The 24,391-nt window shown below is 52.3% G+C and carries 16 protein-coding genes; 8 read left to right on the forward strand and 8 right to left on the reverse strand.

Annotated features, from left to right (window positions below):
* Positions 1 to 221: 221 nt before the first annotated feature.
* The 3 genes from pheA to N7E73_RS04685 are packed head-to-tail and all read right to left on the reverse strand — an operon-like array spanning position 222 to position 3,133.
* Positions 222 to 1,325, reverse strand: a complete 1,104-nt coding sequence (gene pheA / locus N7E73_RS04675; protein WP_432737865.1) for a prephenate dehydratase — start codon at positions 1,323 to 1,325, stop codon at positions 222 to 224.
* Between the two features lie 5 nt (positions 1,326 to 1,330).
* The gene (locus tag N7E73_RS04680; RefSeq protein ID WP_432737866.1) at positions 1,331 to 2,314 is read right to left on the reverse strand and encodes a 3-dehydroquinate synthase II family protein; all 984 of its coding nucleotides are present in this window, start codon (positions 2,312 to 2,314) and stop codon (positions 1,331 to 1,333) included.
* 21 nt (positions 2,315 to 2,335) lie between these two features.
* Positions 2,336 to 3,133: a 2-amino-3,7-dideoxy-D-threo-hept-6-ulosonate synthase gene (locus N7E73_RS04685; protein WP_432737867.1), complete on the reverse strand. Its 798-nt coding sequence runs from the start codon at positions 3,131 to 3,133 to the stop codon at positions 2,336 to 2,338.
* Positions 3,134 to 3,685: 552 nt separating this feature from the next.
* Here N7E73_RS04685 and N7E73_RS04690 point away from each other — a divergent pair.
* The 7 genes from N7E73_RS04690 (at position 3,686) to N7E73_RS04720 (ending at position 13,199) form a co-directional block, all read left to right on the forward strand.
* Positions 3,686 to 5,056, forward strand: a complete 1,371-nt coding sequence (locus N7E73_RS04690) for an ammonium transporter (protein WP_432737868.1) — start codon at positions 3,686 to 3,688, stop codon at positions 5,054 to 5,056.
* 30 nt (positions 5,057 to 5,086) lie between these two features.
* Positions 5,087 to 5,416, forward strand: coding sequence for a P-II family nitrogen regulator (locus tag N7E73_RS04695; RefSeq protein ID WP_432737869.1), 330 nt, complete (start codon positions 5,087 to 5,089; stop codon positions 5,414 to 5,416).
* Between the two features lie 144 nt (positions 5,417 to 5,560).
* Complete coding sequence (locus N7E73_RS04700; RefSeq protein ID WP_432737870.1) at positions 5,561 to 6,781, forward strand: EAL domain-containing protein; 1,221 nt, start codon at positions 5,561 to 5,563, stop codon at positions 6,779 to 6,781.
* A gap of 100 nt (positions 6,782 to 6,881) precedes the next feature.
* Positions 6,882 to 7,790, forward strand: coding sequence for an EamA family transporter RarD (gene rarD, locus N7E73_RS04705; RefSeq protein WP_432737872.1), 909 nt, complete (start codon positions 6,882 to 6,884; stop codon positions 7,788 to 7,790).
* 77 nt (positions 7,791 to 7,867) lie between these two features.
* A complete protein-coding gene (locus tag N7E73_RS04710) occupies positions 7,868 to 10,162 on the forward strand; it encodes a diguanylate cyclase domain-containing protein (protein WP_432737873.1) in 2,295 nt (764 codons plus the stop codon).
* Between the two features lie 212 nt (positions 10,163 to 10,374).
* Positions 10,375 to 11,793 carry an aspartate ammonia-lyase gene (gene aspA / locus N7E73_RS04715; protein ID WP_432737874.1) on the forward strand — a complete coding sequence of 473 codons (1,419 nt, stop codon included), beginning with the start codon at positions 10,375 to 10,377 and terminating at the stop codon, positions 11,791 to 11,793.
* 179 nt (positions 11,794 to 11,972) lie between these two features.
* Complete coding sequence (locus N7E73_RS04720) at positions 11,973 to 13,199, forward strand: aromatic amino acid transport family protein (RefSeq protein ID WP_432737875.1); 1,227 nt, start codon at positions 11,973 to 11,975, stop codon at positions 13,197 to 13,199.
* A gap of 251 nt (positions 13,200 to 13,450) precedes the next feature.
* Here N7E73_RS04720 and N7E73_RS04725 read toward each other — a convergent pair whose 3' ends face one another.
* Positions 13,451 to 14,017 (reverse strand): hypothetical protein, encoded by a 567-nt coding sequence (locus N7E73_RS04725; protein WP_432737876.1) that lies wholly within the window; start codon positions 14,015 to 14,017, stop codon positions 13,451 to 13,453.
* 142 nt (positions 14,018 to 14,159) lie between these two features.
* On the opposite strand from N7E73_RS04725, the gene N7E73_RS04730 reads away from it, so the two are divergent.
* Positions 14,160 to 15,086 carry a LysR family transcriptional regulator gene (locus N7E73_RS04730; RefSeq protein ID WP_432737877.1) on the forward strand — a complete coding sequence of 309 codons (927 nt, stop codon included), beginning with the start codon at positions 14,160 to 14,162 and terminating at the stop codon, positions 15,084 to 15,086.
* Between the two features lie 183 nt (positions 15,087 to 15,269).
* Here the strand turns inward: N7E73_RS04730 and N7E73_RS04735 are convergent, their stop codons facing one another.
* From N7E73_RS04735 to N7E73_RS04750, 4 genes are all read right to left on the reverse strand, one after another.
* The gene (locus N7E73_RS04735) at positions 15,270 to 17,702 is read right to left on the reverse strand and encodes a glycosyltransferase (protein ID WP_432737878.1); all 2,433 of its coding nucleotides are present in this window, start codon (positions 17,700 to 17,702) and stop codon (positions 15,270 to 15,272) included.
* A gap of 182 nt (positions 17,703 to 17,884) precedes the next feature.
* Positions 17,885 to 20,863, reverse strand: coding sequence for an AIR synthase-related protein (locus tag N7E73_RS04740; protein WP_432737879.1), 2,979 nt, complete (start codon positions 20,861 to 20,863; stop codon positions 17,885 to 17,887).
* 40 nt (positions 20,864 to 20,903) lie between these two features.
* Entirely contained in the window at positions 20,904 to 23,387 is a 2,484-nt protein-coding gene (locus N7E73_RS04745; RefSeq protein WP_432737880.1) for a diguanylate cyclase, read from the reverse strand.
* 30 nt (positions 23,388 to 23,417) lie between these two features.
* A complete protein-coding gene (locus tag N7E73_RS04750) occupies positions 23,418 to 24,386 on the reverse strand; it encodes a polyprenyl synthetase family protein (RefSeq protein WP_432737881.1) in 969 nt (322 codons plus the stop codon).
* Positions 24,387 to 24,391: the final 5 nt, after the last annotated feature.

Genomic DNA, 24,391 nt, shown 5'->3' on the forward strand with positions numbered 1-24,391 from the left:
GGTTTGCGGAACTTCGCCTCTTCGCAAAGACCAATGTCCGGTCACGGACGCGAAGCCTGTTAAAAGTTTTTGAAGGGATGGGGTCCGGGGAAGGGAAACTTTTTCCACAAATCCGCAGGAAAGCGGATTTGAGCGTTTCCTGAAAGGCAACGCCTCGCAGGGGTGAGCCACAGGACGTGGCGAATTAAAAAGTTTCCCTTCCCCGGCCGCCGGAGGCACCCTTAAAACTTGCTTCCGTTCTGCGACCCTGCCGGATAGCTGCCCAGAATCTTGAAGGTCAGGCAGCGGGCCTTGAGGTCTTCAATGAGCGACTCGTGCTCTTCGGCCCCGAGGTCTCCCTGCAGGTCTACAAAAAACATGTACTTCCACTTTTCACCGAGAAAAGGTCTGGATTCGAGCTTGGTCATGTTGATGCTGTGCCCGGACAGTTCGTTGAGCACAGAGACCAGCGCGCCGGGCCTGTCCGGGGTGGTAAACAGGATCGAGGTCTTATCCCTCTTGCCTTCCTTGCCGGGCTTGGGTCCGATGATCAGGAACCTAGTCCAGTTGTCAGGCTGGTCTTCAATCGACTCGGCCACCACGTGCAGGCCGAAAATATTGGCCAGCTTTACGTGTCCAAGGGCTGCTATGGGCTCGCTGCTTTCGGAAACCATCTGTGCAGCCTTGGCGGTGGATTCCACAGACACGAGCTCTGCCCCGGGCAGATTGGCACGAAGCCATCCGGTGCATTGCTCAAGTGCCTTGGAGTGTGAATAGACAGTCTTGATCTCGCTTAGGGGAATACCTTTACTGATGAGCCCGTGGCTTATGCGGTGATACAGCTCGGCCTGAATAAAGACCGGGTAACGCATGAAGAGATCAACATTCTGCCCAACCGTTCCCTTGAGCGAATTTTCAAGGGGGATGATGCCTAAATCGGCTTCGCCCTTGGAAACGGCCACGAAAATATCTTCAAAATTGTTCTTGGGGATCAGGTCGGCCTGACGCCCCATGTGCTGTAGTCCTGCAAAATAAGAAAATGTCCCTTCCGGCCCTAGATAAACAACGCGCTCGGGCCTCTGCAGTCTGCGTGAAGATGAAATGATCTCGCGATATATTGCTTCAAGATGCTCTGCGGGGAGCGGACCGGGATTGCGCCCGGTCAGGCCGCGTAGAACTTCCTGTTCTCTGAAAGGCTTGAAAATCTGGTCCGAGGACCCGGCCTTGATTGCGCCGACGGCGAGGGAAGCGGCCGCACGCCTGTTCAGTAGTTCAAGTATATCGCTGTCGAGGGAATCTATTTCGTCCCTCAAATCGGTCAGGCTATTTTTGCTGGACTGTGACATTTTCCTTATTCCTCTGAGATTTCTTCTTTGATACGCATGCCGAAATGGCGTCCCGCATCATCAACTCGGCAAAGAATTTCGTCACCGGGTTTAAGAGTTACCACACTTACGGGTTCACCGTCACCACTCACCACCCTGATGGTCTCCGCATTCTGCAGGAACACCTTTCCTGAAACCGGCCCGGAAGGGGTCTGAACTTCAGCGGTGATCAAAAGCATCGGACGGACTTCGACCTTGCTGCGGCCAACCACGGCAATGGAAGTATTCCCCCTGGCATCAACAATGAGAACTTCGGTCCCGGAGGAGAGTTCCTCAAGGTAAGTGGTTTTGTCACCGGGCATCTGGGCATAGGCATGAACAGCCCCGGCATTCACCCGGAAAGGACGTGCGGCAACGTAGGGGTTTGATTCTGTTTCGGCATGGACAAGAAAGGTGAAGGCCGATGAATTTCCGGTCAGCATACCCTGCCCTTTCTTAAGCATGGAAATGGTATCCACGCAGACACGGTGGCCCAGCCCTGCGGACTCAATGCTGGTTACTTTGGCTTTCTGTAATTCCATTTTACCCTGTGAAAGTTTGAGTTCTGCAACTATCTGCTTGAGATCTGAAGCACCTTCGGGAGTTACCACGATGGTGTCCGCGCCGCGTTCCAGCACTCCGGCGGCCAGTCTGGCCCGATCGAGGGATTCGGCTTCAAGGGCCAGCGATTCGACCTGTGCAAGTATATTTTCAACCGGGATGATTTCCCATCCGGCACTGAGACAGACAGATTTCCCTTTTTTGTCAAGTTCAACTGCAGTTGCTTCGTCGGACTTCTCGTTGATGGCAACCTCGGGCATTTCTGCGGGGGTGATAACGGTCACCCTGCCGAGAGCTTCAATGGCCTTCTTGTGCTCAGCGGTAGTAAGTACCGCATCAACACCGGATTCAAGGGCCAGCGTGACAAGATTCTTGTCAAAGGGAATGGCTTTAAAAATAATCTTTTTCATCATGATTTCCTGTAGATCTAATTATTCGCCGATGTAAGCGAGTGCGGCATCAACGTCTTCGTCTTCGTGCACGATTTTGTGAAGAGCCTCGACCAGCCTTACGCGGTTCTTGTGCTGGAAGACATTTCTTCCAACGGAAAGGCCGGAACCGCCAGCCCTGATGGAATCGGAAACCATCTGCAGGAAGTCGCGGGTGGAATCAAGCTTGGGACCGCCGGCAATGACAACCGGGATGCAGCAGCCGTCCACAACAGTGCCGAAGGAATCAATGTCGCCTGTGTACGGGACTTTCACAATATCGGCACCGAGTTCTTCACCGACGCGGGCACAGTGGGCTACGGTTTCGGGATCGAATTCGTCTTTGACTTTGGGGCCGCGGGCGTAAACCATGGCCAGAACAGGAACGCCCCAGCCCTGTGCGCATGAAGCAACATCACCGAGATCCTGCAGCATGCGGGCTTCGGTTTCATCACCGAGATTGACGTGAACGGAAACGGCGTCGGCTCCGAGGCGGAGAGCATCTTCAACTGTGCCGACAAGAGTTTTAGCATTGGGGAAGGGAGAGAGGGAAGTGGAAGCGGAAAGATGAACTATGAGACCTACATCGCGGCCTTCCATTCGGTGACCGCAGCGGACGAGACCTTTGTGCATGAGTACTGCGTTGGCCCCGCCCTGAACCATATCCCCCACAGCCTCGCGCATATCTCGCAAACCCTCTATGGGGCCGACGCTTATACCGTGATCCATGGGCACGATGATGGTCCGTTCTGTGTTACGGTTGAAAATCCGCTCCAATCTGATGCTTTTTCCGATCTGCATTTTCTTTTCTCCTGAAGTTTGCCTCTAGATTCTCCAAGATACCGCTCCCCTTTCTGGCGGCCCGTAACAAGAAAGGGCCGCCGGCGAGTCTTCGCCTGCGGCCCTTTCGTAGAGGTCGTTTGCATTTTCGTATTCTACTTTTTGTACGAGCAAACCTCCACACGACCACAAGCGTGGGTGCACCAAAAATAAAAAAAGTAGAAAAAATATGAGAGGCCAGTGCCTATGGTGTTGAAAGTTTGCATGGGTATTTTTTAACCGCATCCCCGAAAAAGAGTCAACAACTTTATTTATTTTTTACTCATCATTAATCTAATGCTCGTTAATTGTAATTTTAAGTGAAGTTCAAATACACAAATAAACCAAAGTTACCGTTTTTGTAATTTTACATACATTTTACTCATACAAAAAAGTACAAAAATACATAATTGTAATCGTGTTTTTTTGGGGATTTTATAAAAACTCTATCATTTAAACACCTTACAAACATGGCACGGTCCGTGCTTTAGGAAACTCATCCTTGAAGCAATCAACACCCCTAAGGAGGACTGTATGACTACTAAATTTTCAAAGGCTGGCCGCATTGTACCGGCCCTCGCAATCACCCTGCTCCTGGCGGCACCTTCCATGGCTTTCGCTGGTGAGGAGTACCTGACCCAGACACACGGTAACATTCTCTGGACCCTTATTGCTGCTATTCTGGTTATGTTCATGCAGGCTGGTTTTGCCTGTGTAGAAGCCGGATTTTCCAGAGCCAAAAGCGCTGGCAACATCCTGATGAAAAACTTCATCGACTTCGCTTTCGGCTCAATCATCTTTTTCCTGTTCGGCTTCGGCCTCATGTTCGGCATTGACGCAGGTGGCTTTGTAGGCACCTCCGGCTTCAGCCTTGCAGGGATCGGCTTCACCAGCCCCGATGCACAGTGGACACTGACTTTCTGGTTCTTCCAGTCTGTATTTGCTGCAACAGCTGCGACAATCGTTTCCGGCGGTATTGCAGAACGCACCAAATTCAGCAGTTACCTTATTGTAACCTGTATTGTAACCGGCGTTATCTATCCCATTTCCGGCCACTGGGCCTGGGGTTCTCTGTGGCTCGGCGATTCCGGCGCAGGCTGGCTTGAAGGCCTCGGTTTCATGGACTTCGCAGGTTCCACCGTTGTTCACTCCGTTGGCGGATGGGTAGCACTGGCAGGTGCCATTGTTCTCGGACCCCGTATCGGCAAATACGCTGCAGACGGTAAGGCAAAGGCTATCCCCGGCCACAACATTCCCCTGGCATCCCTTGGCGTATTCATCCTCTGGTTCGGCTGGTTCGGATTCAACCCCGGTTCCACCACCACTGCTGACGGCTCCATCGGTCTTATCGCGGTAACCACCAGCCTCTCCGGTTGTGCCGGTACTGTTGCCGCCATGTTCACTTCCTGGTTCAGATTCGGCAAGCCTGATATCTCCATGACCTGCAACGGCGCACTCGCCGGTCTGGTCGGTATCACCGCTCCCTGTGCAACCGTAACCCCCGCAGCCGCAATCATCATCGGCCTTGTTGCAGGTGTGCTGGTAGTTCTTTCCATTGAAGTAATCGATAAGATTCTGAAGATTGACGACCCCGTAGGTGCCGTTTCCGTACACGGCGTATGCGGAGCATGGGGAACGCTGGCATGCGGCCTGTTCACTGCTCCCGAACTCAATGACGGCGCAGGCGGGCTCTTCTACGGCGGCGGATTCTCTCTGGTAACCCCTCAGATCATCGGAATAGCAGTATGCTTCGTATGGGCCTTCGGCGCAGGACTGATCGCATTCAACATCGCCAAGGCAGTTATGGGCATCCGCGTAACCGCTGAAGAAGAAATGAAGGGCCTCGACATCTCCGAGCACGGCATGGAGTCCTACAACGGCTTCCAGATCTTCTCCAACGAATAATTGAACCAGACACAAGAGAGGAATAATAAAATGAAACTCATCATAGCATATATTCGCCCCGAGTGCCTTACCCCGGTAAAGCAGGCCCTCTACTCAAAAGGAATATACTCCATGTCGGTAACCAACATACTCGGATCCGGCCGTCAGGCCGGGTTCACCGAGACCTACCGCGGAGTAGTAATGGAAGTTAACCTTCTTAAAAAAATCCGTATAGAACTCGGTATTGCACCTGAAAAACTGGACGAAGCCCTGGCAGCGATCAAGAAAGGCGCCCAGACAGGCAAAGAAGGCGACGGTGTCATCTTCGTTCAGGAGCTCAACCGTACCATCAGAATCAGAACTGGTGAAGAATCACTCTAACCCCAATTAGTGTACAGCTGGCCTGGGTCTTCGTCGGCAGAAGGTCCAGCCCCGGCCCGGTGTCCACCTCCACCGGACCTTCCCCGGCCGGAAGGGACTTCCCACCCTTCCGGCCGCCCCTATGAAAGAAAAGCGACTGCAGAAATGAATACAGCCCTGAACATATCCATACACGAACTCATAGAGCGCGAATGCCTGGTAACCTTTCTGCAGCCTCTTGTATCCATGAACCGCAAATCCTTGCTGGGATTCGAAGCCCTGAGCAGAGCGGTCAATCCCTACACCGGTGAAATAATCCCCCCATTTACACTTTTCTCCATGTGTGAGGACATCTGGACACTGACCAGACTGGATCGCGCCTGCCGCAAGAAGGCCTTTGAAACATTCGCTCCTATTTCCAAGAGAAACCGGTCACTGGTTCTGTCCGTAAACATCGATGCAGCCATTATCAACAACGAGTCCATACGCAACAGCATCACCGAAAAACTGGCAGCGGAGAACGGCATCCCCACCGGCAATATTGTTCTGGAAATTATCGAATCAAAGGCAGGAAGCGACCGGGCTCTTTCCTCTTTTGTAAAAACAGCAAGGGAAAGCGGCTTTCTGATAGCACTGGATGACGTCGGCACCGGACACTCCAACCTCGATCGCATCCCCAGACTGCAGCCGGACATCATCAAGATTGATCGGTCTCTGATCACCGACATCAACAAAAAATTTCACAATCAGGAAGTTGTCCGCTCGCTTGTCAACCTGTCGGAGCGAACAGGCTCGCTTCCGCTTGCAGAAGGTATTGAAACCGTAGAAGAAGCTCTGACCCTGATGGGCATGGGAATAGACGTGTTCCAGGGCTATTACTTCGGAAAACCAGTGCCTGCGGAGATGGCTGAAACCCAGAACTCAATCCCGATGAAATCTCTGGCCTCAAGGTTCAAGACCCACATACTGGAAGAACTCGGTCAGCAGAAGATCAGGGAAAAGCACTATAAAAAAATGACTGCAAGACTCAGGAGCGCCCTCAAGGACGAAGCTCCAAGCTCGGCTGATTCCATTCTTTCGGCATTCATTACGGAGTATTCCAGCATAGAATGCGCATACATACTGGACACTGCCGGAGTCCAGCTTTCAGCGACTGTCTGCAATCCATATAAGCTGAAAGAAAACAGGAGGCTCATCTACCAGCCCGCACCTGCCGGAGCAGACCATTCCCTCAAGGAATACTACCTGACCATAAAATCCGGCAAGGAGTGGCATACAACCACACCGTACATTTCACTGGCCTCTGGAAACCACTGCGTAACCATATCCACAAGGCTGCGCAAAGACCCCAAGTCCCCAATTCTGTGTATTGATATCAGCACGTAATCCGCCGCCCCTCTGTTCTTTCATACTAATGTATATTGCAAGGAGCAGAGGGTTGGCGTAGTCTTCCCGCCTCTGCAATTCTATCAACGGAAACGGGAAAATGAACAAAAACACTCATGAAGGGCTCTTCTTTGCTGCCGGAGCCTTCATCATGTGGGGATTGCTCCCCATATACTGGAAGGCACTCAAAGCCGTCCCCTCCATCGAACTCCTCTGCAACAGAGTCGTCTGGTCCATGTTTTTCGTAGGCGCGCTTCTGAGTATGAAAAAGCGCTGGCCTGAAGTTCGTACGGCATTCTGTGACACAAAAGGCAAACTGATGCTTTGCGCAAGCAGCTGCCTCATCGGCTGCAACTGGCTGCTGTACATCTGGGCCGTCAATAACGGACACGTTGTTGACACAAGCATGGGCTACTATATGACCCCTTTCATGAATGCCCTGCTTGGCTTCATCTTCATGAACGAAAGACTGAACAGGCTTCAGGTGGCAGCCATTGCACTCGCTGCCTGCGGGGTGGCCTGGTCCATTTTCGACTACGGAAGAATTCCGGCTGTAGCCCTTACTCTTGCGGTTTCATTCGCCCTTTACGGGCTGGTGCGCAAAATGATGAAGGTAGAATCCCTGCCGGGCCTCTTCATTGAAACTGCGGTACTTTTCCCGATCTCAGCAGGCTACATCATCTGGCTGGCTGCAACAGGAGACGTAAGCTATACCAGAGTAGGCCTGCTCGAAAACCTGCTGCTTCTCGGAGCCGGAGCAGCCACCTCTACCCCGCTGATCTTTTTTGCCCACGGCGCACGCAGGCTGAGGCTGGCCACCCTCGGAATGATGCAGTACATTGCGCCGACCCTGGCCCTGCTTATCGGCGTTCTGATGTACGGAGAACCTTTCGGGGAAACCAGATTCATCACTTTTGCCTTCATATGGGCAGGAATTATTATATATGTTGCAGATGGACTGCGCAGTAATGTAGGGTTACTGAAGTATATCCACCGGAACCGCACGTAATTTATAATAGCAAGGCAAGGCTGTTTTAAATACCTGAGACGAAAGCGATAACGCCCAAGCCGATACGGAGCTTCCAATTGCAGCAGACCCAAAATGAGCAGCTTATCCTGAGCAGATGGATCCAGTTGAAGCTGGTGGTTGTTCTGCTGGTCATTATTGGTATTGGCGGCGGAATAGGCCTGACCCTCGACAACATGGTCATCAGCGAACAGGAATCCATTTTCAACCGTCAGCAGGCCCTTCAGGCCCGCCTTGCCGCCACAGCCCTGAGCGACCGGATCAGCAGCATAGTAGGAACGGCGCAGGCGATTTCACAGTACTCCATCAATGACTACATCCAGACTCGTGGCTCGGATGAATCGCTGCAGGAGCTTTTCAAAGTCAAACAGAATTCGATCGATTCCCTCATCTACATAAGCCTGATGAAAGCCCCTGCAGAAGAGACTCTCGGCTCTCCAACCCCGACTCCGCGACTCCTGCAGGCAAGAAATCAGGCTGCCCTGTGGGCCGGCAAATACTACGCCACCGTTTCAGGCATGCATGAAGGTTTTATTACTCCGCGCCCCCTCCTGAACGGAAAGATCAGAATGGCAGGAATGCTAGTTCCAGTCTGGATTGATAAAAAATTCCACGGGGTTCTTACACTGATTATAGACCTCGGCCTGCTTGCCGACAAATACATGTCTCCCCTGCAGATTGGAGAATACGGCTCTGGGTTTATTGTGGACGGGACGGGTACGGTTCTTTTTGATCAGGAAAAGGAAATCATCGGCAAAAACATCTTCAATCTGCACAAGGATTTTCCCCAGCTCATCAAGCTTGATTCAAAAATGCTTCATGAAGAATCCGGAACCGGAGAATATGTTTTTTTCACCATACGGGGCGGCGAAAAAGTACGCAAGCTGCTGGCCTGGGATACGGTCAGGCTGGGGGATATGAAACTGATCGTAGCCATTTCCGCCCCTGAATCGGATGCAACAAAAACCCTGAACTCGGTGCGCACGGCCCGCATAGCCATGATAGCTTTCATGGGTTTCACAATTTTCGTAGTTCTCTTTTTCTTTTACTACTACAAATCAAAACAGGTTCTGATTTCCCAGAATGAAGAACTCAGACGCAAGGACCGTCTTTTTGAAGCCATTTCCATGAATGTTCCGGGAGTCATCTATAAATCCGACCCTCTCCCCCCCTACACCATGGATTATATCAGTCCGAAAATCAGTAAATTGACCGGGTATCCCCATAAGGAATTCGTTCAGGGCGGGATGTCCAGATTCATCGACCTAATCCACCCGGCAGACCGGGGAATGGTCAAAAGTGCCGTAGACAAGGCTATCGCTGCAAATGAATCTTTTGCAGTGGAATACCGCCTGCTCAAAAGCGATGGGGGCAGTTGCTGGGTTTACGAGCGGGGAAAAAAACTTGCTGATGAAAACAGCATCGTAGGATTTATAGTCGATACGACCGAACGCAAAAAAGAGATAGAAGCCCTGCATGCGGCGGAAGAGAAATACAGGCTCATAGTCAACAATGCGCCGCTTGGAATTTACCAGACATCGCCGGATGGAACATTCCAAAATGCCAACCCCCAGATGGCCAGTTACTACGGCTATTCTTCACCAGAGGATCTGATCAGGGAAATATCCGACATAAGCACCCAGTGCTATGTATCGACAGACACCAGAAAGAGGCTGACCACAATACTCAAGGAGTTCGGCAGGGCCTCTAGTTTCGAGGCGGAGCACTGCCGCCGGGACGGTTCAACCTTCTGGGCGGCGGAAACAGTCAACGCCGTCAAGGACGAAGACGGCAACGTAATCCGTTACGACGGGTTCATGGTGGATGTTTCCGAACGAAAGGAACACGAGGAAACCATGCGGAGGCTGGCCATGTATGACAGCCTTACCGGACTTCCCAACCGCATCCTGTTTGACGACCGCATAAAGCAGGCCATTTCCCACGCCAACAGAACCGGGCTTATGGTTGCCATCCTCTATGCCGATCTGGACAATTTCAAACCCATTAACGACGAACTGGGACATGTCGCCGGTGACACCGTGCTTAAAGAGGTCGCAGGGCGATTCAGCGACTGCCTGCGTACCAGCGATACGGTTTCCCGCATCGGTGGCGATGAATTCATATTCATTCTGCAGGACATCGGCTCCAAAAACGAAATTGAGGTCGTGGCCCAACGCATCATCGACACCATGCGTTCGCCGTTCTACCTTGCCGAAAAGGTATACCGCATCGGGGTCAGTATCGGAATCAGCATCTACCCTGAAAACAGTTCCGAAAAAGAAGTCCTCGTGCGTGTTGCGGATGAAGCCATGTACCGCGCCAAGACCGACGGAAAAAACAAATATTCATATTGAGCCGTCTTGCACTCCCCTGCCGCCGACTATCTTCACGCCTTCTAAAGACAATATCAGCACAAGTTTTATTGACCCCATATCCTGTTGTGATAAAAGAAAACATAGGAAAGAACAAACAACCGGACGCATCCGGGTTCAAGGCGAGAACAAGCTGTTCCTTGAAGACCGGCACCGGGTAATTCTGCTTTTACAAGCTACATCTGGAGTTAATAATGAAATTCCGCAATGAGCATGACTGCATCGGTCCCAAAGAGGTTCCGGAAGATGCGTTGTACGGAGCCCAGACCATGCGGGCGGCCGAAAACTTCCGTATCACCGGCATTCCCATTTCCCACTACCCGCAGATAATCTACTCACTGGCCAACATCAAAAAAGCCGCAGCCATTACCAACCACGAGCTGGGAAAGCTTGATGACGACAAAACCGCAGCCATTGTTTTTGCCTGCGACGAACTGCTTGCAGACAAGTACCACGACCAGTTCATCGTCGACATAATTCAGGGCGGTGCCGGAACATCCACCAACATGAACGCCAACGAGGTAATCGCCAACATAGGCCTCACCCATCTGGGCTTCAGCTACGGAGAATACGAGCACCTGCACCCCAACATTCACGTCAACATGGCCCAGTCCACCAACGATGTCTATCCTACCTGCCTGCGGCTAACCCTGCTTGCCAAGATGGATCAGCTTATTGAGGACATGGAATACCTGCAGGAAAGCTTTGCCGCCAAAGGCAAAGAGTTTGCCCGGGTCCTGAAAATGGGCCGCACCCAGCTTCAGGACGCCGTCCCCATGACTCTGGGGCAGGAATTCACTTCCTACGCCATCATGATCGGTGAAGATATTGAACGGGTACGCGAAGCAAAAAAACTTATCTGCGAGATCAACATGGGCGGTACAGCCATCGGAACAGGGCTTAACGCCCCGCCCCGCTATGCGCAGATCGTCACAGAAAAACTTCGCGAAATCACCGGATTCGAGCTTGAACTGTCCCCCGACCTTGTGGAAGCAACTCAGGATACCGGCGCATACGTGCAGCTTTCCGGCATACTCAAAAGAGTTGCTGTAAAAATATCCAAGATATGCAATGACCTGCGTCTGCTCTCCTCCGGACCGCGCTGCGGCCTGAACGAGATCAACCTGCCGCGCATGGCTCCGGGGTCTTCCATCATGCCCGGAAAGGTGAACCCCATCATCCCGGAGGTGGTCAACCAGATCGCCTTTACCGTAATCGGCGGCGACATGACCGTAACCATGGCTGCCGAAGCCGGCCAGCTTGAACTGAACGTCATGGAACCGGTTATTGCCGCCAGCCTGCTCAACTCCTTGACAATCATGCGCCGTGGATTCCGCACTCTGGCTGAGCGCTGCGTGTCCGGCATCACAGCCAACGAGGATGTCTGCCGAGGTTATGTGGAAAACAGCATCGGCCTTGTCACCGCACTCAACCCCTACATCGGATATGAAAAATCCACCGAGGTAGCGAATGAGGCTCTGAAATCAGGACGCTCTGTATACGACATCGTGATAGAGAAAGGCTACATGTCCAAAGAGGAACTGGAACAGGCCCTGTCACCGGAAAGTATGGTTCACACCCATCCGTTGAATCTTGGTGCAACCTGCAGCTGATAAATCACGACGGCAAGACCTGCGGGTCTTGCCGTTTTTTAATGCAATATCCTCCTCCACGGCCGGGGAACTGTCCAGATCAATGGACACAGTGCATAATTTCTACGGCCCCAAGGGTATCCGGTAATCAGAAATAGTAATTTATTACCAACCAGACCAACCTTTCACCTGGAGATGCCATGACACAGGAAAAATCAGCTTCCGCCATGTCCATGATGTTTGTCGTTGTAGGCAACATGCTCGGTGCCGGAATCCTGGCTCTGCCGGTAAACCTCTGCGCTGCCGGGTTTCTGCCGTCTGTTGCAGCCACCCTTTTCATGTGGGTGCTGATGACCTACACGGCACTGATATATTCAGACCAGAAAAGCCTGACCACCAACGAACACGCCGACCTGCCGACCTTTTTTCAGCAGGAGCTGGGAAACGGCGGTAAATGGGTGACCATCGTAGCCAACCTGATCATCCTCTACGGTGTGCTTGTGGCATACCTCTGCGGAATTTCATCCATCATCATGAGCCTTCAGTCTACGTTACCCAAACCTGTGGTCACGGCACTATATTTCGCCGTTGTGACAGGCATGACCGCTCTCGGAATGCAGATGATGAAGAAATGCACTCCCTACATGGTTACTCTCATGTGGATAACCTTCGGTGCACTTGTATTCATGGTAGTACCGGACGTCAGCGCACCACACCTCGAAGCACTGGACTGGACGTATGTTCCCGCAGGACTTCCGGTGCTGCTTATGGCCTTCCATTTCCACAATATCATTCCCAGCATATGCCGGGCCCTCGGCCATGACCGGACCAAAATACGCACTGCCATCATCGGCGGCACAACAATCGGCATGGTCATGAACATAACCTGGCTGCTGGTGGTTCTCGGAGCCCTGCCCCTTTCCAATCCGGAAACGCATATCGACCTGATCACCGCTTTCGGCAACAACGACCCGGCAACAATCCCGCTGGAAAAGCTGCTCCAGACACCGGTATTTACCTATGTGGCCCTGATCTTCGCCGTGGTGGCCATGTCAACCGCGTTCATGGCCAACGGAACCGCGCTCATGAGCTTCATGCGCGACCTTACCGCGACCCATCTGGGCACCAAGAACAAACCGCTCGTGTGGTCACTGTCCTTCCTGCCGCCACTGATTGTGGGGCTTATATATCCTGACATATTCCTTGTCGCCATCAACCTTGTCGGTGGTGTGGGAGAATGCATCATCTTCGGCATACTTCCCGGATTCATTGTCTGGAAATACTCCCCGGAAGGATCAATCCGCAAGTATTCCGGCATGGTGCTCATTGTCTGCTTCGCAGCCGTGCTGATGATTGAACTCGGTCAGGAACTCGGACTCCTGCACCTGAGTCCGAACGTAGAGTACTGGACTCACCACACCAAGTAACCGGAAAAGGTTCGTGGAATGCCTGCGGCTGCTGCAGATCCTCTCCACGGAGTCATGATCAAAAAAAGCCCTTAATCTCCCAAGTGAGATTAAGGGCTTCCTTATTTCGGATTCAAGGCCGGCCTCTGTAAAGGCAGCCAATTCTGGAGAGCTATGCGGCTGTCAGCAGGATTGATCCTGACAGATCAATAACCACCAGTTGAATAGCATAACTTTCCCATTTGCAGACTTGCTGATCCCTAACCGGGGATTCAGCACCGCTTCCTTCGCACCAGAAAACCATCTACCACAAAGATAAGAGAAGTAAGCTGCTGCCCCATAAGGATATAGAATCCTTCAGTCCCCATGAGGGCGGCACAGCTTATATTACCTAACATGAGCCAGAGGTATCCCTGACAGGAGTCTTGCGCCATCAGATAAGTCCCCAAAAGAAATCCCGCCGCAATACCGAGTTCAAGCACCTGGCTTATGTCCGTTAGCCCGCCGTACTCATACATACTAACACCAAGCCCGGCAAACACAGACAGTTTGGCCAGAGTGTCCAGCCATCTCGGAGCAGCACCCTGTCCACGCCAGGCAACAATAAGTCCTGAAACCATGGCAGGAGCCCCACCGGATTCCACAGCTGCCGCTATCCAGTTGTGTTCCGAGACAAACACAACCACCCATGCCGGCAAACCGACCAGGTAAACAATCCATGATCGTATACGCCATGATTTTCGATTGAAGAGGCTCGTCGCTCTTTCCGCCCTTGAAAAAAAGACCTTGTTCAGGAGGTAGCAAAGGCCTCCACATATTTGAAGCATAATTTCAGACACATATTCTCCTACATCATCAACAGCAATGAAGCCCGCTGATAAATTATTTCTGCGAATCAAAAGAGTGCATATATAAGAGTCTTGTGTCCAACGAGAATGATGGATATTCTTAATCGAATAATTAGATTATGGAGCGCTTCAGATGGATTTATGCAAGTTGAGAACATTCAGGATGGCGGCGGTAATGTTAAACTTCAACAAGGCCGCGGAAGTACTGAGCATCGCGCAGTCGACAGTTTCGACCCAGATCAAATCTCTTGAAGATGAACTTGGGGAGCTGCTTTTCAAAAGAATCCACAAAAGGATCGTGCTGACGGAAGCAGGTGAAACAATGCTCTTTTATGCAAACAAGCTTTTATCGATCGAAGAAGAAGCGCGTATCAGCGTGTCGAACAGACAGAGACCAGCTGGAACGTTACGGCTCCTTGCCCCTGAAGCCATTTCCTCAAACCATCTCAACCGAGTGATACGGAACTTTCTGGAATCATACCCTACGGTAAATTTTGATATCAGCAACTGCTCTCAAAGCGGTCTGGAAAACGAATTACGAACCGAATCCGTTGACCTTGCATTTGTGTTCACCAAGCATATCGACTCCATCAACCTGCACTCGGAGGTGGTTCTCACAGAAAAATTCACGGTTGTCGCAGGGAGCAGGTCCTCTCTTCCCAAACATCACCCCGCCGACATCTCCGTCCTTGACGGTCAGACAGTCCTGTTGCCGAAAGCCGGCTGCGGTCATGGGCTGCTTTTACGACAGATGCTCAACCTTGATATCGCCAAGCCGGCATCCGTCATTGAATCAACGAGCATTGAAGCGATCAAGAGATATGTGGTGAGTAACGACTGTATTGCCGTACTGCCCAGAAGATCAATTCAAGATAAGATCTGCAGCCGACAAGTTGTTGAGCTGAACTGGACAAACTCAATCGACATAGAACTTACCATGGTCTGGCATAAAAACAGGACAATACCAGAACCTTTAGCCTACTTCATGAACCTAGCCAGAAGATTGAAAGAGGATACAGCTGAAAGCAAGGCGATTATTGGGGATGAATACCAGCGCTAAACCCTTGTAAATTGGATATACAATACATAAAATTGTTATAGTTCTTCACGACATCCGGCCAAAACCATACGCTGGCAACGTTCTTGTTTCGAACAAATACTATTTTCACTCCCCAGAAACTGCCCAAACAATGAATCGCTTCCGGCAACCGGCAGAATGATCTGCAAGGCTGCCGGGAGCGCACTATAGAACGGCGTCACGTCTGGACAGATCTTCGTACATGGTCCATGTTTTCAGAAACTCTGCGTCAAAAGACCTGTTTTCCGTATAGACACGGGCACTGTGTTTCATATACTGCAGCAGCTCAGGATGATCGCTCAGCCGCACAATGGCTCTGGCAAGAGCGTCAGAATTGCCCGCCTCCACAATTAGCCCGGTTTTGTCTTCGATGATATTCTCGCAGGGTCCGCCGAAATCAGTAACAATAACCGGCAGACCGGAAGCCTGTGCTTCAAGGACCACGTTGCCGAAGGTGTCTGTTGCTGAAGGAAAGACGAACACGTCGGAACTCGCGTAGCACTGGGCCAGTTCTTCGCCGTCAAGATACCCGGTAAAAGTGACCGGATAGCCCTCAAGCCTCTCACGCATTTCAGCCTGATAAGGACCGTCCCCCACGACAACAAGATGCAGTTCCGGCCGTATGGGCGATATTGTCCTGAAGGCCTCGGTAAGAACATCAAGATTTTTTTCGCGGGAAACACGCCCCACGTAGAGCAGCTTGACCGCTTCCTTGACCCTGAACCTTCCGCTGTAAAAGCCGTTGCGTTTTTCCGGGGTAAACCGTTTTATATCCACCCCACGCGGATAGACCTTGATTTTGCGGACATCAACGCCTTTTTCCGCCAGCTCGTCACCGGTTGCCTCCGAGGGAACGAACACGGTATCCAGCTGATTATAGAACCAGATCATGAATTTCCAGACCATATCTTCAAGACCGGTATCATCCGTGAACGCCCTGACATACTGCGGGAACGCTGTGTGATACGTACCGTGAACCGGAAGTTTCAGCAGCTTTGCAACGGCAAGGCCGGCCAGCCCGACAGGACCGGGAGTCGCGAGATGCAGCAGGGTATAGTTATTTTCAAGGCAGTGCGAAAGGACCCGCAGAAACGGCGGATACTTGAATGAAAGCTCCGGATATTCCGGAAGGTCAAACTCCCCGGCCGGGGCAAAATTGACAACCAGATCACCGCCCTGCTCTGCACCGCACGTAACAACAACCAGCTTCTTGTCGTGCTTGCGGGCCACATCAAGCTGGTGCTGCAGGGTGATGGCAACACCGTTGACTTCGCTGAAGGTGTCGGTGAAATGGGCAATTCTGGTTTCTCCGCCCAAAGGATCCTTGAGTCCGAAAGCCTGCATGCAGTCACGGGCAAGCTCCCGTTCCCGGGCAAACAGGCTGTAGGAGAGAAAATATGGAGCCAGAAGAGTGTACAGGGAACCTGCGGCCCCCACAGTGTGGAATACGTCGAAAAGGTTTGCTCCCAGCGCGCTGTTTATGATCCTGTCACCAAGATCGGACAAGACCTTGTCGGTGGCATTGCCCACGAAACGGAACCATTCTCCTTCAAGTTCCGCAGGATTGGTCTTGAATCCGCCGCAGACCTTGCGGGCTTCCTCGTCGCTCATGACAATGCGGTTGGCCTCCCGCAGCAGCGCGGCCTGAACGGAGTCGGATGTTTCAAGATATTTTTTCGAACGCTGGCGGTAGATGTAGTTCTGAAGCTTGTCCAAAAGGGTAGGAGCTTCCTTGTCACCGGGGTCAAGGGCATTGTCGATGAAACGGAAACAGTCCGCAGACCGTTTGAGCTTATTCACATCGAAATGGCTTTTGTAAAACTGGAAAGCTATTCCGTAAAGATTGTGGGCCATGGTATGGGGAGTCGCCGCTTTTCCCTGAACAATCCCCCGGCCTTCCGCAACCGCCTCCAGCATTTCCTGAGGAGTTTCGCAACCTACGAATTCAGTATAGACGCGGGCAATATTGATCCCGGAATGGTCATCTGACCCGCCGGTAAGCCCCTTGACCCACGGAGTTGTTCCGTAGGGTTCAATATCGTGCTTGTTGGCAAGGAAATCTATTTTTCCGGGTGTAAGACTATCAACAATGGAACGCAGGGCAGCGTTCTGCATTTCATCACGGGTGCCGTTCAACTCCAGTGTGTTGAACATGAGCAGGGCCTTCTCAAAATGTTCCGGCCTCAGCCGTTCATTAACGGCAAAAAGCGGATGGGCCAGCACATGCACAATCCCCTGCTCCCTCAGGTACGGAACAAGGTCGAACACGTTATCCCGGAGCTTCTGAAATTCACGGTGGTGTTCCTCGGTAATATCGTAAGCCAGCACATGCAGCTTGCAACCGTCTTCCGGAAAGTAGGTGGTAATTTCCTCGCTGACGAACGCATTATCAAGATGCGCGATTTCCAGACTGCCGTTGATGGTGTTGTGGTCGGTTATGGTGACCATGTTCATGGAGCGGGCCCGGGCTCTTTCATAAATTTTCAAAGGCTCGGTAAAACTTTCCGGGCATCCCAGTTTCTGCAGTATCCACTGGGACGGTCTTGTCGAGTATTTCGAATGAACGTGCAGATCCACCCTCACGTTGGTACCTTTCATGGCAAAATCCTCCTGGAACTCTCGCACTGCCGGCGCGGAGATAGGCGTTAATCTTGCCTGTCTAATAAGGTATGACGGCTGTAACTGATCAGCAATCAAGTTACAATTCGAAGTAATTTCAACAAACAAAAAGGCCGCACCCTTAACAGGATGCGGCCTTGATAATCAAGCAACAGAGAGTCTTACCAGTCCAGAGTCGCCTTGAAGGCGTGGGTAAGATCACCGATCTTGCTTCTGACAATTCCGCTTGTGCCTTCGGAGATTCCAAAGGAATCAAGCCCGGTGGTCATACCGATACGCTTGCAGATCTGGCCTTCGAAAAGGACTTCGAACCTGTTTGCATTTTCGGGGGCCACTGTCACAGCGAAGCGGGAAGCTGTTTCACTGTAGAGAACGGAAAGGGTGGACATTCCGTACTCGGTGGGAACGGAGCGCAGGTCGATTTCACAACCGATACGTCCGCCGATGGACATTTCCGCAAGAGCTACACCGAGACCGCCGTCAGAAAGGTCGTGACATGCAGAAACGAGTCCCTGACGCATGGCCTGATTGAGGGTGATGTAACGGGACTTTGCGGTAAGCGCCTCAACATGGGGAACCTTGTTGTGGGTGAAGCCGAGCTGGGAGGAAACTTCGGAACCGCCCATCTCGTCTCTGGTCATGCCGAGAATATAAATGAAGTCTCCGCCCTGCTTGAAGTCGGAGGTCACGCACATATTGATGTCTGGTACGATACCTACTGCGGAGAACAGTACGGTCGGCGGAATGGAAATCTTCACGCCTCCGCCCTTGTAGTCGTTCTTCATAGAGTCCTTGCCGGAAATGCAGGGCACCCCGAAAGCACGACAGAAATGCGACAGAGCCTGGTTGGCGCGTACAAGCTGGGCCAGCTTGTAGTGACCGTCAGGAGTGGTTTCAGACTGAACCGGATCGCACCAGCAGAAGTTGTCGATACCGGCCATGTGGCTGATGTCTCCACCGACGGCGACCGCGTTACGGATCGCTTCGTCAATGGCGTTGGCCATCATCCAGTAGGTGTCCAGATCGGAGAACTTGGGGCAGATACCGTGGGAAACAACAAGTCCCTTGTCGGAATCGAAATCAGGACGCAGAACACCGGCATCTGCAGGACCGTCTTCCTTTTCACCGACCAGCGGCTTCACAACACTTCTGCCCTGAACTTCGTGGTCGTACTGGCGGATTACGTATTCCTTGCTGCAGATATTAAGTCTGCCAAGCATGTCCTTGAGCAGGGAGGTGTGGTCTTCCACAACCGGTTCACCGGTAAATTCGATTTCGGGACGTTCCCAGACCGCCTTGAGCTTCATCTGGGGAACACCATCGTGCAGGAAGTCCATGCGCAGGCAGGCCACGGGCTTGCTGCCGTAGCGGATGTTGTACAGACCGGTATCTGTGTAGGTTCCGAGTGCAGTGGCCTCAACATCCATTTCTTTTGCCAGAGCCATGAACTCGTCCAGCTTTTCGGGCGGAACAGCCAGAGTCATGCGCTCCTGGGCTTCTGAAACGAGGATTTCCCAGGGTTTGAGTCCGTCATATTTAAGAGGAGCCTTGGCGAGGTCGAGATCACAACCGCCGCTGTCTTCGGCCATTTCACCTACAGAGGAGGACAGGCCGCCAGCACCGTTATCGGTGATGGCATTGTACAGACCGAGATCACGGGCGCGCATGAGGCAGTCATACATCTTGCGCTGAGTGATGGGGTCACCGATCTGTACGGCAGTGGCGGGAGAACCTTCATGCAGCTCTTCGGAAGAGAAGGTCGCCCCGTGGATTCCGTCCTTGCCGATACGGCCACCGCACATGACGATAATATCGCCTGCCAGGGCCTTTTTCTGATGACTGGGACGTCCTGCAGCCTCAACGGGCATGGTGCCAACGGTTCCGCAGTAAACCAGCGGTTTGCCGAGAAATCTTTCGTCGAAAACAATGGAGCCGTTTACAGTGGGTACGCCGGATTTGTTACCGCCGTGCTCGACACCTTCACGAACGCCTTCAAAAACACGGCGGGGATGAAGGAGTCTGGGGGGCAGCTCGCCTTCATGGAAGGGAGATGCGAAACAGAACACATCGGTGTTGCAGAGCAGGTTCGCGCCGAGACCGGTTCCCATGGGGTCGCGGTTTACGCCGACGATACCGGTCAGGGCTCCGCCGTAAGGGTCAAGAGCGGAAGGACTGTTGTGTGTCTCCATCTTAACGCAGACGTTGAGCTTGTCGTTGAACTTGATGACACCGGCGTTGTCCTTGAAAACGGAAAGGCAGAAATCGTCATCGCCCTTTTCGGCGCGGATTTCCCTGGTGGTCTTCATGATGCAGGTCTTGTACAGACTGTCTACAGTTGAAGAGACCCCGGTTTCCTTGTTTTCGTAGGAAATTTTGGAGCTGAAAATCTTGTGTTTGCAGTGCTCGGACCATGTCTGGGCCAGAGCTTCGAGTTCAGCATCGGTAGGCTGGGCGGTAAGGCCCATTTCCTCGCGCTGCTTAACCACTTCGGGATCAGTGTAGTAATCGCGGATGCAGTGGAATTCCTCAAGGCTGAGTGCCAGAGTGTTCGCACGGCTGAAGGCCATCATTTCATCATCACTCATGGAAGCGATGTCGATAACTGCAACCTCGTCGCTGGCTTTGCCGGTTACCCTTGCGGCCTTGGCTTCAAAACCGGGGGACTTCACCCACTCGTCAGCTGAACGGATTTCGTAACGCTGAATAAGTTCGTTGGCCAGCAGGTCCTTGGCGATATGGCTGACTGTGTCCAGACCGAGATCTTTCGTGAAAAGGTACTGGGTAGAAGTGTAAACCTTGACCGTTCCGGCATCGGCAGGCTTGATGACCAGCACAAGGGATTCCTTGGCGGTACGTCCCTCGTTGTCGGTAACGCCGGGACGGAAACCCACCTCGAGGTTCCAGGCGAAATTATCCGCCAGCGGCTCAAGGGCAGGTGTGTGCAGTACAGGGTCGTGCAGGACGCCCAGTTCAAGCACTTTTTCAATTTCGTCTTTTTCAAGACCTTCTACAGTATATACCTTGATGGTCCGGACTTCGCCGGCCTCGATACCGAGTTCCTCTTTGATCTTATTGGAAACCTTATGGCCGTGAACGTCACGGACATGGTCTTTGAGTGCGACCTCGACACGCCAGAGCATGGTTATCTCCCTAATGTTGTTATAAAAGACAAGGTCCGGGCTAGTCCGCCCAGACCAATGCATTTCCGCCTGTATCCTTGGCCTTGTAAGTAGCATTATCAGCCCGGCTGAGCATAAGTTCAGGAGTGTCTCCGTCCCTTATCACAGTCATTCCGCCGCTGATGGTTACCCTGCCTGAAAATTTCTTTTCCACCCGGAGCCTGATCCTGTTACCGATCTTCTCCAGAGCTTCCGAACGGACCTCGGTTACAATAACCCCGAACTCATCCCCGCCGTATCGACAGGGGAAATCCATACCGGCCCGAAGTTCGGCCTTGAGAATATCCGCCACGTTCTTAAGAACTTCATCACCGGCCTGATGCCCTTCGGTGTCATTAACGGACTTGAATCCGTCAAGATCGAAAAAGAGCAGCCCGATGGGACGCCCGGTCCGCCTGCTGCGGGCAATTTCACGTGCCAGAAGCGTGTTGAACTGGGTATGGTTGAACAGATCGGTAAGCCCGTCAAAAATGGCCTGACGCTTGAGCTTGTCCTCAAGCCTGCGAATATGGGTCAGGTCTCTGGCAACAATCAGGTGTCTATCCCCCGGACCTGCCAGACTGCTGATAACCAGCTCGAACGGACGCCCTGCCGTATCAGTCCTCTTGAGCAGGACTTCAAGGACCGACTTTTTCTGATCAAAAATCTCGGGGCCCCAGCGGCCGATGAAAGTCTCGCCCGGAGAGGCTATGTCAAAAATATTTCGTCCCAGAAAAACCTTGGAAAATCTGGCCGAGGCATAGTTGATGTTTCCGCGCCTGTCTACAGTCAGAACCACGTCACGCATGGATTCCACCAGACCCTCGAGAAAATCGCGCTGTTTCAAGGCCAGTACCTGGCTTTCCGAAACATCCCGGATATTCTCCATCACCACGGAGATCATCTTGCCGTCACCTCGGGACTGGCGGTAGGCGGACACATAAATGCAGGCATCGCGAGGAATGCCTCCGGTACGCAGGGTAACACACATGATCTTGCTGAAAGACGGCCGGTCAACGGAATCAAGGAACTCAGTCCAGCCCCTGCCAAGTTCCATTCCAAGGCCGGTCTTGAACACTTCACCGAAATCCTTTTTGCCGGAGACTGTGGCCCCGCCGAGAAAACGTCCCATCTCCTCGTTGAAATCAACCAGATTTCCATGGGCATCCAGAGTGGCAATACCAAGCGGCAGGTTTTCCAGAGTTGCGGCCCGGTCTTCAATCAGATGCTGCCTGGCGCAGTAATGCTCATAGGCCTGACCTATAAAGCGGAAATAGAGCCTGAGCCAGTCCTTTTCCTCTGCGGACAGCCCCTTGGCAGAACACACGAACCTGCCGAACAAAACTGAACGGCTCAAAATATCGATACTGCACCCTTTCCTGCCCAGCTGCAGTTCATTCACGGAAAGGCGGTCACCACCCTTATCCACCCCCGATTCAGTAGAACGGTAGATGGTATAGCTGTCCGAATGAGGAGATTTGAGAGCCAGTTCCCAGTCAGCAATATCCCAGTTCAACTTCACGTGTCGGGCTATCATCCGGGCTATGGATTTAACCCCACCCTCGGCCGTAAGAAGCTCAAGGCTCAAAAAATAACTGGACTGGAGGCTTTTAATGGAATGGTTGTAAAAGTGGGTCTCTTCCCCGCCTTCTTCCATGCCGAGAATTTTGAGCATGGACTGGAACTTTGTACGGCATACAGCCCGGAAGCCCTCGATTGCATCTTCCTTCATGTCCAGAGAATTTTGGAGCAGAATCTCAAACTGCAAGACGTTGAACGGAGAAGTACTGTTTCCGAGTTCCATTTCAGCCCAGCGGGTGGCCAGAATCACTGCCTGTGTAGGAAGATCGAATGAATCAAGGTCGTCAATGGCATGGTGGTGCTGCAGGGCCGGGCACTCAAGGGTTTTCATCTTCCAGCGGGCAAGTAGAAATTTGCTCAGTGCCCCGTGGTTGATGCCCCATGCGTCGATCTCGGCTTCCTCCTGCCCGGGATAGGAACGCGCAATTGACTCCATATCAGCCCCGGCAGGCAGTTCTTCGGGGGCTGCACTGCGCAGAAACAGCAGAGAAATATCTTTAAGAAGGCAGCAAAGATAGACCTTGTCAGCATGCTCGGGGCAGATACGTGAAGCGATGAGTTGAGCTGCAATAGCCCCCCATACGGTAAGAATCCAATCATTGTATATTTTGTAGGAATCGTCTTCGACAGCACTGCTGACGTGCTTCTGGTAGTTTATCGTCACTGCAAGGTTGAGAAGCTCACGGGTGCCGAGAACAATAGCCGCCCTTTTAAGGTCGGATATTTCCTGGGACAACCCGTAAAACGGCGAATTGACCAATGTGAGAATTGTGGCCGACAGAGCAGGATCCATGCTGATAATCTGGCCCAGCACGGCAAAATCAGGCTCCGGCTTGCAGGCCTCCTCCATCAGCTGAAGCATGACCGGAGAAAAGCTGAGCTTCATCATAAGCCTTGGTGACTCAAGGATTTCTTCCAGACTCATCTACTGCTTCTCCTTATAATCTCGCTCCACCTACTTGCTGCGGGTCAACACAAAGTCGGCGGCCTGCTTGAGAACCCGACGCTCAGGGCTGTCGGGCAGAGGTTCAAGACTCATTTTGGCCTTCTCTATATAATCTGCCGCGTACTGTCTGGTCCGCCCTCCAAGATCATGCCTGCGAATTTCAGCAAGTACATGGTCCCGCTGTTCATCTGACAGGGTGCGTGTTTTTATACCGGACAGCAGCCTTTCGGCTTCATCATCTTGCAACATCTCAAGATAAAGAATCAACGGTAAAGTTACTTTGCCTTCCTTGAGGTCCCCGCCTTCAGGCTTACCGGTGTCTCCTGACGGGGATTCGTAGTCCAGAGCGTCATCCACAAGCTGGAAGGCGATACCCATGTTAAGACCGAAGTTGCCGACAGCATCCTCAAGATCACGGTCATCACAGGCAAGAGCTGCGCCGATCCGGCATGAAGATTCCAGCAGCCGGGCAGTTTTGCCGATAATGATCTCCATGTAGGTGTCGCGATCGACTCTAGGCTCGGAAATATGTGCTATTTCGAGGATTTCACCCTCGGCTGTGGCCATGATGCCGGAAGCGAGGATAGAGCTTATTCTGGATTTACCGTAGTCCGCTCCAATGCGGTTGGCCAGTGCCAGCAGAACATCTCCGGCAAGAATGGTTTCAGTGGTCCCGAAAACAAGGTGGGACGCCTTTACCCCTCTACGCAGGTCGGCATCATCCAGAATATCGTCATGAAGCAGGGTCGCTGCATGGAGCAGCTCAAGAGAGCAGGCCAGAGGATAGATGTCATCCCCGGCATATCCGAGTCCCCGTGCTGACAGAATGGTGAGCACCGGGCGAATACGCTTTCCCGGAGCCAGAAGGACATGCCTTGCAACCCCTTTCACCAACCCCGCGAGTTTAGCGGTTTCCTCGTCGAGAAAACCGTTAATATGAGGCAATTCCTTCTCAAAATAGGCTAATAACTCAGTCATCCGCG

The organism is Maridesulfovibrio sp. FT414 (assembly GCF_050916235.1).
Lineage (GTDB): Bacteria > Desulfobacterota > Desulfovibrionia > Desulfovibrionales > Desulfovibrionaceae > Maridesulfovibrio.